Raw genomic sequence first — 12,526 nt, 5'->3', positions numbered from 1 at the left:
GCCAGCCGAGGCAGAAGAACGATACTATGCCATGCTGGACGAGCCGGCCATGGCCGCATAACTTAAACCAAACGGTCTCCGGTAAATCCGGCGCGCTTCAGTCGACTGGCGGAGGCGCTGTGCACCAATACGCATTTCTTCGACATCCGGTGGTACGCGCCGGAAATCTCCTGGGCTGCGGTCGCATTGCTGGCCGTTGCACTCATACTCGGCGCCCAGCGCACGCGCGCGCCGCAAACAAAATAGACAATGGAGACACCCCATGACCCTTCAGCAATCGTCCGAAGCCATCGTTGAAAACGCTGCGCCGCAAGTGGCGGGCACTACCATCTTCAAGAGCCTTCACCCGGAAACGCAGGCGCTCCACGGCGGTTCTTTTCGTTTTGATCCGGCAACCGGCGCGGTTGCCGTGCCGATCTACCAGACCACCTCTTTCCAGCTTCCGGGTACGGAGGGCGCTGACAAGCTGTTTGCGCTGGAAGCGGCCGGCCATCTCTACACCCGCGTTTCCAACCCGACGCAGGACGCCTTCGAACAGCGCCTGGCCGAACTGGAAGGCGGTGTTGGTGCGCTCGCCGTTGCATCCGGCCAGGCTGCATCTGCCTTCGCGATCCTCAATCTCGCCCGCGCTGGCGACAATATCGTTTCCGCAGCGGGTCTTTATGGCGGCACCTGGGCGCTTTTTGCCGCCACGCTGAAGAACTTCGGTATCGAGACCCGGTTTGTCGATGCATCCGATCCGGAAGCCTTCGCCCGTGCCACGGATGACCGAACCCGCGCCTACTACGCGGAATCGCTACCCAACCCGAAGCTGGAAGTGTTCCCCTTCGGCGAAGTCGCTGCTATCGGCCGCCGTTTCGGTATTCCGCTGATCGTGGACAATACGGCGGCACCGCTCATCATCCGCCCGCTCGAACACGGCGCAGCCATCGTCGTCTATTCCGCCACCAAGTATATCGGCGGCCATGGCACGTCCATTGGCGGTGCGATCATTGATGGCGGTAACTTTCCCTGGCGTGAACTGACCGCACGTCAACCGGCCCTCAACGAGCCGGATCCGAGCTATCAGGGCAAGACCTGGATCGAGAAGGCCGATGCCATCGCCTTCCATCCCTACATACTACGGGCGCGCGCTGTTCTGCTGCGTGACATCGGCGCGGCCATCAGCCCGCAAAATGCCTTCAACCTCATTCAAGGTCTGGAGACGCTGCCGCTGCGTCTGCGCCAGCACAATGAGAACGCCGCCAAGGTCGCGGATTTCCTGAAGAACCACCCGAAGGTTTCGAACGTCATTTTTCCGAAGTTCCAGCAGGGTGTAGCCGGTGAGCGGGCGGCCAAGTATTTCAAGCCTGGCACGTTCGGCGCGCTGGTGGGGTTTGAGCTCAAGGGCGGGCGCGAGGCTGGCCGGCGGTTCATCGACGCGCTTCAGCTCTTCTACCATCTCGCCAATATCGGCGATGCGCGCTCGCTGGCGATCCATCCATCAACGACGACGCATTCCCAGCTTTCCGCCGATGACCAGCTCGCCACCGGCGTGACGCCCGGCTATGTGCGTCTCTCCATCGGCATCGAGCATCCGGACGACATCATCGCCGATCTCGAGCAGGCGATTGACGCAGCCTGAGACCGGTTATCCGGATGAAAAAAAGGCCGGGCGATTGACCGCCCGGCCTCCATGCTTCAGACCACGCGCTCGTGGGACGGCTTTTCCCAGAGGTTGATGCCGCCCTCCACCGCATAACGGTCGATTTCGGCCAGTTCCTCCGGCGTGAAGGCGAGGTTTTTCAGCGCGCCGACATTGTCTTCGACCTGCTTGGGCGAGCTGGCGCCGATGAGGGCCGAGGTCACGCGCGGGTCGCGCAGCACCCAGGCGATGGCAAGCTGGGCGAGCGACTGGCCGCGGCGCTGGGCAATCTCGTTCAGAGCGCGGGCGCGGGCGATGTTTTGTTCCTTGAGGTGCTCGGGCCGCAGCGCCCCGCCGCCCGGACGGTTGACGCGGGCATCTTCGGGCACGCCGTTCAGATACTTGTTGGTGAGAAGGCCTTGCGCCAGCGGCGTGAAGGCGATGACGCCTGCGCCCACTTCGTCGCTTGCCGCCAGAAGGTCCTTTTCCACCCAGCGGTTGAAGAGGTTATAGGCCGGCTGGTTGATGAGGAGCGGCACCTTGCGCTCTTCGAGCAGCCCGGCGATTTCGCGCGTCTTGTTGCCCGAATAGGAGGAGATGCCGACATAGAGCGCCTTGCCCTGACGAACGGCGGACGCAAGCGCATCGGCGGTTTCTTCCAGCGGCGTTTCGGCGTCGAAACGGTGTGAATAGAAGATATCGACGTAATCGATGCCAAGACGCTTCAGGCTCTGGTCGAGGCTCGACAGCAGCGCCTTGCGCGAACCGCCGCCCCTTCCATACGGACCGGGCCACATATCCCAGCCGGCCTTGGAGGAGATGATGAGTTCATCGCGATAACCTGCGAAATCCTGCTTCAGGATCTGGCCGAAATTGGTTTCGGCAGAACCGGGCGGCGGGCCGTAATTATTGGCGAGATCGAAATGCGTGATGCCGAGATCGAAGGCCTTGAAGAGGATCGAGCGCTGCTGGTCGAGCGTGGCCGAGTCGCCGAAATTATGCCAGAGGCCGAAAGAGATGGCCGGCAGTTTCAGGCCGCTGCGGCCGACGCGGCGGAAAACCGCGTCATCATAGCGAGTGGAGGCGGGGATATAACTCATTGTGGGTCTCCTCATGGAAAATGCCGGGTGCGGAAAAACCGCATCCGGCAGGTCGTCTTTTGGGCAACTGTATCAGAGCGCGCCGTGTCGTGGCGGTAAAAGTCCGTTCAGATAATAATTTCCGATGTGGTGGTATTTCCAGCGAACCGGATCGTGCAGAGCGTGCGTCTTGGCGTTGCGCCAGAAGCGGTCGAGGCCATAGGATTCCAGTGTGGAGCGGGCGCCGCCGAGTTCGATCAGCTTGTTGGCCGCAAGCTGTGCGACCTCCGTGCCATAGGCCTTTGCCTCCGCCACCGCGATGGACGCCGCCGCGACCGTGCGGTCGTCAGGGCTTTCAGTTGCAATGTCCAAAAGGCGCCCGGCGCGCGCCAGCAGGGCTTCCGCCGCGTTGACGCGGATCGAAACCTCGCCCACCGCGTGAATGGTGTGCGGGTCCTCATAGCCGTGTTCGATGGTCAGTTCGAAGAATGGCCGGGAATAGGTTCGAACATAGGTGACGGCTTCGTTGAGCGCGCCACGCGCGTTACCCACCTGCACGGCGGCGTGGATGATCTGCGCAAACGGGCCCATGGCTGTCGGGCGCTCGAACACGACATCATGATCGACGGTCTGGAAGGGTGTGATCGCGACATTGTCGAAGGTTACCGTGCCGCTGCCGGTGGTGCGCTGGCCGAAGGACGACCAGTCGTCCACCAGCGAGACGCCCGGCGTTGCCCGGTCAATGAAGACGATGTGCACCCGGCCCGTCTCGTCCTTTGCGACGACGACGAGGATATGGGCAAACAGCGAGCCGGTGGCATAAAACTTCTGTCCGTTGAGCAAGAGCTCGCCATCCACGTTGCGGAAGGCGGTCTTGTAGTCCACCGGCGTTTTCGTGCCGATTTCTGTGAAGGCATTGCCCAACCGGTCGCCATCCAGAATTCGCGCGAAATAATGCTTCTTCTGCTCTTCCGTACCGGCGAGACGCAACGCCTCGACCATGTAGAAATGGTTCTGCGGGATCTGGCCAAGGCTGGAATCGGCAGCGGCGATGATCGCCGTTACCTCAGCCAGTGTTGCGCCGGAAACGCCGGCGCCGCCATATTCTTTCGGAATGGTGATGGCCCACAGGCCCGATTGCGAGAAACGCTCGATCTCGGCGATCGGCAGCCGCCGTTCACGGTCGCGTTCGGCAGCGCCGGCGGCGAATTCGCGCGCCAGAGCCTTCGCCACCGCGATGGCTTCGGCGTCATCGGCAATACGGTCGGCCTTGGTCTGGCGCGGCGGGATGTGGGGTGCCGGGCGACCGGCGACAAGCGCGGCCTCCCGGTGCAGTTTGCGATCGGTCTCACTCATCGCCGCGGCCTCAGTTCCAGGCGTGACGCGGCGGATGGATGCCGTTCAGGTAGTAATTTCCGACATGGTAGAATTTCCACCGCACCGGATCATGCAACGTGTGAACGCGGGCATTGCGCCAATGGCGATCAAGGCCGTGTTCGGCGAGCGTAGAGCGCGTTCCGGCCAGTTCAAACAGCTTGTTGGTGGCCAGAATGGCAATCTCGGTGGTCAGAACCTTGGATTCGCCGGTCTTGATCGTGGCTTCCGAAACATTTTCGAGCGTCTGGTCAGCACGGGCCTTGTCGATGGCGCGACCGGCAATTTCCAGCAACGCTTCGGCTGCATGAAGGCGGATTTCCAGGTCGCCGATGGCGGCAATGGTGAAGAGGTCTTCGCCGGCGGTTTCCTTGCCGCTGTCGATCCACGGGCGGCTCCTGGTCTTGATGAAGGTGATTGTATCCTCGATGGCACTGCGGGCGATGCCGAGGTCGATGGCCGACTGAATGATCTGCGAGACAGGGCCGCCAATCGTCGGGCGGTCGAAGCTTTCAATCTTCACGGCGCGAACCTTCGGCACCCGTACGCCTTCAAGCTTCACCGAGCCGGAGGCGGTTGTGCGCTGGCCGAAGCTGGACCAGTTGTTGGTCACGGTCAGGCCGGGCGTGTCGCGTTCGGCGAAGACGAGATAGCCGTGGCCTTCCTCAGACACCGCGACGATCGGCACCACATGGGAAAGCAGCGCGCCGGTGGTGTAGAATTTCTCGCCGTCAACGATGGCGTCATCGCCTTCGAAACGCACCTTGGTTTCAAAGACGGCGACGTTCTTGCTCTTGCCTTCGGAGAAGGCGTTGCCATAGCGCAGGCCCTGCAGCGCCCAGCCGAAGAACAGTTTCTTCTGTTCTTCGGTGCCATCAAGCTCAACGGTGCCGACGATGGCGAGGTGGTTCTGGGTGATCTGGGCGATGGCCGGATCGGCGGCGGCAATGATCTCGATCATCTTGGCGAGCGTTGCATAGGACACGTCCGGGCCGCCATAGGCCTTGGGAACATTAATGCTCCACAGGCCGCTCTGGGAATATTCATCAAGTTCGGCAAGCGGCAAAAGGCCCTCACGGTCATGAAGCGCAGCCCCCTCGCGAAACTTCGCGGCCAGGCGTTCGGCGATCTCGATAGCCTCGGCGTCGCTGCTGATGACATGGGCGGGCGTCGACGGGCGCGGACGCGGCGGAATGGGATCGGTCGAATTGACCCGCGGATGGACGGAATAGTCGATCTTGGTTTCGGGAAGCGTGCCCATGATATCCTCGTTTGCGATGGTGGTGCGTTGAAGGAGAGGAATCGAGGTCCCGACTGTCGTCTCGGTCCCTCGTTCGGGCGATCCCTGTGCTGGGTCGACCCGGACTGAGCATCGCAAAAGTGCGCATTAAGTGTAGATATTATATTGTTTTTGTAGACTAAAATGAAGAACGATTTTTCAGTTACAGGGCGCGCTGTTTGCGGCAGCTGAACTGCTTGGTTTCGATGAGATTAGCGGCCTTTTCTGCAATGAAAAGCGCGCGTTCGCTAACCTGCGGCAGGCCCATCAATTCGCCGAACGTGCCACGTGCCAAGGGCCCGGCAATCAGCAGCGTATCATCCGCCCCGCCCGTGACAGCCAGGGCGCGGGACTGGCGGTCACACAGAAGGCCGAGCCCCGTGGGGCAAAGGGCAAGGCGACCCTTGGCGGCAAGGCTTGCCAGGAGGGGCTGCGATTGCAGGATACCGCCATGGGCCGGGCCGGTCGTTACGATCACCGTGTCGAAGTCCTGCGAGCCAGGCTCGGTGCTGCCACGTTCCTTCAGGATCACACGGATTGCATCACCGACGGCTTCGGCCCCGTGCAGGGAGGCGGCTTTCACCGTGAGACTGCCATCGGCAATGGCGTCGTCCAGCGCCTTTTCCACCTGCGGTGCGATGCGGAAGCGATGGACATCCCAGAAGGGGCGAATATGGCGGGCAATGCGCCGCCGCTCCGACACCGGCAGGCTCTTCCAGATTTCCTGTCCCTGGGCACGCACGGCATCAAGCACCGGATGCCAGGTGAGGCCGGCTGCATTGGCTTCGCGCACCGCCTGACGAATCCGGTTCAGAAGGTGAGAAGCACGCTGCGAGGGTGTGGTCGTGAGGTCCAGCGCGACGCTTTGTTCGATGGAGGGATGCCCGCGCGAGCGTAAGCCGCGCCGGGAAATCGACAGGATCGAACCGCGATGGCCGCGTTCCTTCAGGGAGGCGATCACATCCGCTGCCGTCAGGCCGTTTCCAACGACCAGAACGCGCGCCTGCGGCGACACTTTCGTGAGGGCATTGGGCCTGGTGGCATCGGCCACCAGGCCAGGATGGTTTTCGATGGCTCGCAGCGACGCGGGTAGGGAAGGTGCGGGATGGCTGACGGCCAGCACGACGCCGTGCGCCTGCACCTGACGGCCATCGCCGGTGCGGATTGTCCATAGCCCATCGACCTGATTGGCTTCAACAGCGGTCGAGCGCCAATGTTCCACCGCCCCGGAAGCCACGAACGGCGCAAGCCGCGCGGCGATGTAGAGGCCGAAGGCCTGCCGGCGAGGAAAGGGCACGCCCTCGGCGGTAAACGCCTGCGGATCGGCTTTCAGCTCCTCCGTTTGCTCGAGCCAACGGCTGAAATCCTCCGGGTCGTCGGGATGGATCGACATGCGCGCGGCGGGCACGTTGATGCGGTGAACAGGATCGGCGGTATCATAAGCAAGGCCGGCGCCTAGCCGTTCGCGCGGTTCGAATACAATGATCCGGGCCTTATCGGGAGAAAAGCGCTCCGCCAGATGCAGCGCGACAGCGGCACCGGTGAAGCCACCACCGATGATGGCGATGGTCGCAAGTGGGGTCTGGTCTGCCATGGGGGCCTCGATACCAAGCGCGGGAATGAAACGGCCGGCGCGCGGCGGCGCCGGCCGGGGCAACATTCTGGCTGAGGTTCAGGAGCCTGAAGCGAGGCGAACATTGCCGCCGTGGCCACCGCCGCCGAACACCTGCTTCTGGCCGAAGGAGGCGCGGATCTGGTTGCGCGGGCCGGCAAGGCCGATTTCCGGGAAGAGAAGTTCCGAAACCCGGTAGGCTTCTTCCAGATGCGGGTAGCCCGAGGCGATGACGGTATCGATGCCGAGATCCTGATATTCCTTGAGGCGGGCGGCGACGGTCTTCGGCGAGCCGACGAGTGCCGTGCCGGCGCCTGAGCGCACGAGGCCGATACCGGCCCAGAGATTGGGCGAAACTTCCAGCTTGTCGCGGCGGCCGTTATGCAACGCCGTCATGCGGGCTTGACCGACGGAATCCGACTGGTTGCGGAAGATTTGTTGCGCAGCGTCGATGGCTTCGTCGGAGAGGCGCGAGATCAGGCGGTCCGCGGCTTCCCAAGCTTCCTCATCCGTTTCGCGCACGATGAAGTGCAGGCGAATGCCGAAGGTCACATCCCGGCCCTTGGCGGCAGAGGCGGCGCGCACCTTGGCGATCTTTTCGGCCACCTGCGCCGGCGGTTCGCCCCAGGTGAGGTATTTGTCGACCAGTCCGACCGAGAAATCGATCCCGGCATCGGAGGAGCCGCCGAAGTAGATCGGCGGGCGCGGCGTCTGCACCGGCGGCAACACGAGCGACGCATTGTACGCCTGAATATATTTGCCATCGAGGTGGCTGTGGCCGGTTTGGATCAGCTCGTTGAACACCTTGAAGAATTCTTCGGCGTGGTCGTAGCGTTCGTCATGCGGCAGGAAGATGCCGTCGCCGGCCAGCTCCTGCTGGCTGCCGCCGACCACGATGTTGAGCAGAAGGCGGCCATGGGAAACACGATCGAGCGTCGCCGCAAGGCGTGCATAATAGGCAGGTGAAGCCGTGCCGGGACGGATGGCGACAAGGAACTTCAGCTTCTCGGTATAGGCGGCCAGATTGGCGGCCAGCACGAAGGATTCCTCGCAGGCTGCCCCGGTCGGGATCAGCACACCGGAATAGCCGAGCCGGTCCGCCGCCTGAGCGATTTCCTTGAAATAGATCGGGTCCGCCGGACGGTTCAACTCGTCCGTGCCAAGATAGGATCCGTCGCCTGAGGACGGAATGAACCACAGGAAATCAAGCGGCTTGCCGGTAGCAGTCATGCGAATATCCTTTAAGTGAAGCAGAACCCGGCCGGATGAAGAAGGCTGCCTCCATCACGGAAAGCATGTCGCCGGCGTCCTCGCCTGTTTTCTTTGACTGCCCCAATGATACCGGATCGGGCCGGGCAACTAAGGAATGGCATTCCAATTTGGCGGCATCTCCGGAAGTTTCTGCGCGCTGTTTCCGAATTCGCAGCAAAGGCGTTTAACGCACTCCTGCCAGCCGCTCCTGATCGCCCCATGACCGGCAGGCGATTATTTCGCATTCGCGGGCATTTGGAGTTGGGCTTTTCAGGCTCGCGCCCGTTCGGGCAATGCGATTAGTCGATCCTCGCGCCTGATTGATGCAGAATCAGGGCCATGTTGAAAGCGCAACAAGGAAGCGGCATGTGTACCACCTTGATCGTTCCCGGCCTCAATGGTTCGGCGGAAGGCCACTGGCAGCGACACTGGCTGCGCGACAGGCCGGATGCGAGGCTGGTCGATCAGGACAACTGGAACTGCCCGGTTCTGACGGACTGGCAGGCGCGGCTCGTAGCGGCGCTGGAAGCGGCGGATGAGCCGGTCTTCGTGGTCGCCCACAGTCTCGGCTGCGTGCTTACCGCCAGCCTTGCCGGCCACCCGGCCGCGCGCAAGGTAAACGCGGCCCTTCTCGTCGCACCCGCCGATCTCGAAAAGGTGGAAAAGCTGCACCCGTGCGTCGTGTCCTTCGGCCAGACGCCGCTCGACTCGTTACCCTTCCCCAGCCTCATGATCGGCAGCCTTAATGATCCCTATATGGAGGTCGCGGATCTGCAACGCCATGCGGAAGCTTGGGGCAGTGACCTTGTCAATCTTGGCGCGGTCGGTCACATCAACATCGCCAGCGGTTTCGGTCGCTGGGTGGAAGGCTACGCCTTTCTTGAACGCTTGAAACAAGCATCGAAATTCCCGGATCGTCCTCATTGGCAGGACTCTCCGGCCAATGCAGCGAGCCTGCGTCTTGATCTGTGATCCGGGCGGGGTCGCCTGACCATGGAGAGGACTTATCGTAACCAGGACAGATCCCGCAACACTGGTGCTTCACGCGGGTGAAAAGGGCCGGGGCGAAGGCGCGCCGGTTTCCACAGTGCCCGTTCTTTCGACCAGCTTTCACACGACGCCCGGCGCCATCGGCTTTTCCGCCAACGATCTCCAGCAGGATGCCCCGCATTTCTACACTCGCTGGAGCAATCCGACGCTGGAGGTTTTGGAAACGCGCCTGGCCGCGCTGGACGGCGGTGAGGCGGCGCTTTCCTTTGCCAGCGGCATGGCGGCAATTGCGGCGCTCTTTCTCGACCGGCTGTCTGCTGGCGATCATCTCGTTCTCGCCAATGTCTGCTACGCCGGTGTTGCCGAACTCGCGCATGATATTCTGCCGGCCAAGGGCATTTCCGTCACGACTGTCGATGCGTCCGATCCCGCGGCGGTTGAGGCTGCCCTTCGCCCGGAAACGAAACTCGTCCACATCGAAACGCCGTCCAATCCCATCCTGCGCGTTGCCGATGTCGAAGCAATCGCCCGGATTGCCCATGCGGTGGGTGCGGAACTTTCGGTGGATGCGACCATCGCCACGCCCCTCGGTCTGCGACCGCTGGCGCTCGGTGCCGATTATGTCGTGCACTCGCTGACCAAATATATCTGCGGTCATGGCGACGCGCTGGGTGGCGCGGTGATCGGCAAGGCGGATGATATTGCCCGTTTGCGGCGCGGCGCCCTCATCCATTTCGGCGGCGCGCTCTCGCCTTTCTCAGCCTTCCTCATTCTGCGGGGGCTGGAAACCCTCGATGCGCGCATGCGCGTCCATGAGGCCAATGCGCGCCGGCTTTCGACCTGGCTGGAGGCGCATCCGAAGGTGTCCCGCGTGTTATGGCCCGGCCTTGCCTCGCATCCGCAACACGCTCTCGCCGCCCGGCAGATGACGAATTTTTCCGGCCTGGTGTCGTTCAGCCTCAAGGAGGGCAGTCCGGCGGCGGCGGCACCGCTGGCAGAAGAGCTGAAGGTGATTTCCTATGCGGTTTCCCTCGGCAAGACCAAGAGCCTGATCTTTTACATTCCAAGCGATGACATCGTGCGCTCGTCCTTCCATCTGGAGGGCAGGGCGGCGGCGGATTACCGGGCTGTGGCAGGCGAAGGCGTCTTCCGCTTTTCCGTCGGCATCGAGGCCGCAGATGACCTGATCGCCGATCTCGACACGGCTCTTTCCTGAAATCAAGACGCTCGCCCCGGGGAGGATCGGGGCAGGCGTGTCAACCGGCCCGGCGGGAGGAGGTGCCGGAACGGAGAGAGGGCGAAAGGCTCAGGCCGCGTCGTCCTTTTTGACGCCATCCTCGAGCTTGACGAGGCGCAGATAGGGCTTCAGCGTCTTGAAGCCCTGCGGGAAGCGGGCCTTGGCATCCTCATCGGAAACGGCGGGTACGATGATGACTTCATCACCCTTCTTCCAGTTCACCGGCGTCGAGACCTTTTCCCTGTCGGTCAGTTGCAGGCTGTCGATGACGCGCAGGATCTCATCGAAATTGCGCCCCGCGCTCGGCGGATAGGTCAGCGTCAGGCGGATTTTCTTGTTGGGGTCCACGATGAAGACCGAGCGCACGGTGACGGCGGCATCGGCATTCGGGTGGATCATGCCGTAAAGCGTGGCGACCGACTTGTCGGCATCGGCCAGCAGCGGGAAGTTCAGCGCCTGACCCTGCGTTTCCGCGATATCGGCGGACCATTTTTCATGGGCGTCCAGAGGATCGACCGACAGGCCGAGAACCTTGACATTGCGCTTTTCCCATTCGGGCTTCAGGCGGGCGACTTCACCGAGTTCGGTGGTGCAGACCGGCGTGAAATTCTTGGGATGGCTGAACAGGACTCCCCAGGCGCCGCCAAGCCATTCGTGAAAATGGATCGGGCCTTCGGTCGAGTCCTGCGTGAAATCGGGGGCAATCTGACCAAGCTGCGGTGACATGGTTCTTCCTCTTCAGGTTCCTGGCACCGGGCGTTCTCGATTTTGGAAAGCGATCCTTCCTTCGTCCGGATTAGGGCTATTGGACACCCGGATGCGCCTTGGCGCGAGGGCGAGGATTTCAAATTATGGAGCTTCGGCGGACGGATTTTGCGAAGTTCCGGCCTCTCCCGGATGACGTTGCGCCATGAAAAAAGGCCCCCTCCGGCGGTGCAGGAAGGGGCCTTCGATGCGGGTCGGATCAATAGGCCTCGGCGATGGCCTCGCCGGCAAGCTGCTCGGGCGTCAGCAGGTCGGCATGGTGGGCGCGCGCGACATCGGGATGCGAGCGCAGGCGGCTCTTCAGGTGGTTCTGGCCGACTTCGCGGAAGATCGGGTTCAGCGCATCGACCGTGATGCCGCGTTCCTTGATCTTGAGTTCCTCCGGCAGATCGATGACCGGAATGGTCGCGTCGTAACGCGAACCGAGGAAGAAGGCGACGGAGAAACGCTCGACACCGGCAGGCGGTGCGATCACGTCATGCACATCAGCGCGTACGAAGCCGTTGGTGGCCAGTTCCAGCAACTCGCCGGTGTTGATGACGAAGGTGCCGGGAACCGGTGGGGCGTCAATCCATACGCCGTCTTCCGTCTGCACACGCAGACCCTCTACGGTGTCCTGAAGCAGAACGGTGACAAAGCCGCCATCCTTGTGGGCGCCCACACCCTGGTCGGTCTGGGCCACTTCCCGGCCGGGATAGCGGATGATCTTGAGAAGCTGCGAGGGCTGCGGCTCATAGATCTGCGCGAAGGCATCCTCCGGCTGGCCGAGCGCCACTGCGATCGCCTTCAGAACATCGATGCCGATGCGGGTGACTTCCGCCTGATAGGCGAGCAGAAGCGGCTTCAATTCCGGCACGGCTTCCGGCCACTGGTTGGGGCCGAGCAGGCGCTTCCAGGCGGGCGTTTCCGGCGTGATTTCGACAGCTGTGCCCTCGGTGTTGATGTCGATCTGTTCGCGCCAGTCCTGCTGGCCGCGAGTGCGCTCATAGCCGGCGCGGTTATAGCCGCGGAAGTGCGGCGACTTCACCATCTCGATCTTCAGCTTTTCTTCCAGCGGAAGAGCAAAGAAGCGCTTCGACGTGGCCAGAACGTCGGCGATCAGCTTGGGATCGACGCCGTGGCCGGTGAGGTAGAAGAAGCCGTGGTCGAAGAGGATGCGGCGCAGGTCGGCGATGAAGGCCGCGCGCTCCGCGGGATCCGCATGGAAGCGACCGATATCGACAAAGGGCAGGGTGGCTATCTTTTCCTGAATGGTCATGGGCTCTCTCCTTGGGGCGGCGCCGCGCAGCCGGCGGGCCGTCATATCGTCGTTGGC

At 62.5% G+C, this 12,526-nt stretch carries 10 protein-coding genes; 3 read left to right on the top strand and 7 right to left on the bottom strand.

Annotation, left to right across the window (positions count from 1 at the left end; genetic code table 11):
* Positions 1-328: 328 nt before the first annotated feature.
* Positions 329-1,624, top strand: coding sequence for an O-acetylhomoserine aminocarboxypropyltransferase/cysteine synthase family protein (locus GGQ66_RS15415; RefSeq protein WP_183793627.1), 1,296 nt, complete (start codon positions 329-331; stop codon positions 1,622-1,624).
* 56 nt (positions 1,625-1,680) lie between these two features.
* Here the strand turns inward: GGQ66_RS15415 and mgrA are convergent, their stop codons facing one another.
* From mgrA to ssuD, 5 genes are all read right to left on the bottom strand, one after another.
* Complete coding sequence (gene mgrA, locus GGQ66_RS15410; protein ID WP_183793614.1) at positions 1,681-2,724, bottom strand: L-glyceraldehyde 3-phosphate reductase; 1,044 nt, start codon at positions 2,722-2,724, stop codon at positions 1,681-1,683.
* Between the two features lie 72 nt (positions 2,725-2,796).
* The gene (locus GGQ66_RS15405) at positions 2,797-4,059 is read right to left on the bottom strand and encodes an SfnB family sulfur acquisition oxidoreductase (protein WP_183793613.1); all 1,263 of its coding nucleotides are present in this window, start codon (positions 4,057-4,059) and stop codon (positions 2,797-2,799) included.
* Positions 4,060-4,069: 10 nt separating this feature from the next.
* Entirely contained in the window at positions 4,070-5,338 is a 1,269-nt protein-coding gene (locus GGQ66_RS15400) for an SfnB family sulfur acquisition oxidoreductase (protein WP_183793612.1), read from the bottom strand.
* Between the two features lie 181 nt (positions 5,339-5,519).
* Positions 5,520-6,950 carry an FAD/NAD(P)-binding protein gene (locus tag GGQ66_RS15395; RefSeq protein WP_183793611.1) on the bottom strand — a complete coding sequence of 477 codons (1,431 nt, stop codon included), beginning with the start codon at positions 6,948-6,950 and terminating at the stop codon, positions 5,520-5,522.
* A gap of 78 nt (positions 6,951-7,028) precedes the next feature.
* Positions 7,029-8,198, bottom strand: a complete 1,170-nt coding sequence (gene ssuD / locus GGQ66_RS15390; RefSeq protein WP_183793610.1) for an FMNH2-dependent alkanesulfonate monooxygenase — start codon at positions 8,196-8,198, stop codon at positions 7,029-7,031.
* A gap of 387 nt (positions 8,199-8,585) precedes the next feature.
* Between ssuD and GGQ66_RS15385 the strand changes: the two genes are divergently transcribed.
* Both GGQ66_RS15385 and GGQ66_RS15380 read left to right on the top strand, forming a co-directional pair.
* On the top strand, positions 8,586-9,191 hold the full coding sequence (locus GGQ66_RS15385; RefSeq protein ID WP_183793609.1) for an RBBP9/YdeN family alpha/beta hydrolase: 606 nt from the start codon (positions 8,586-8,588) through the stop codon (positions 9,189-9,191).
* Positions 9,192-9,255: 64 nt separating this feature from the next.
* On the top strand, positions 9,256-10,425 hold the full coding sequence (locus tag GGQ66_RS15380) for a trans-sulfuration enzyme family protein (RefSeq protein WP_370686360.1): 1,170 nt from the start codon (positions 9,256-9,258) through the stop codon (positions 10,423-10,425).
* A 90-nt stretch (positions 10,426-10,515) separates the two neighbouring features.
* Here GGQ66_RS15380 and GGQ66_RS15375 read toward each other — a convergent pair whose 3' ends face one another.
* Positions 10,516-11,172, bottom strand: coding sequence for a peroxiredoxin (locus tag GGQ66_RS15375; RefSeq protein WP_183793608.1), 657 nt, complete (start codon positions 11,170-11,172; stop codon positions 10,516-10,518).
* A 238-nt stretch (positions 11,173-11,410) separates the two neighbouring features.
* Positions 11,411-12,469 (bottom strand): isopenicillin N synthase family dioxygenase, encoded by a 1,059-nt coding sequence (locus tag GGQ66_RS15370; RefSeq protein WP_183793607.1) that lies wholly within the window; start codon positions 12,467-12,469, stop codon positions 11,411-11,413.
* Positions 12,470-12,526 lie beyond the last annotated feature (57 nt).

The organism is Allorhizobium borbori (genome assembly GCF_014196535.1).
Classification (GTDB): domain Bacteria; phylum Pseudomonadota; class Alphaproteobacteria; order Rhizobiales; family Rhizobiaceae; genus Ectorhizobium; species Ectorhizobium borbori.
This window is presented reverse-complemented; position numbering and strand designations above follow the sequence as displayed.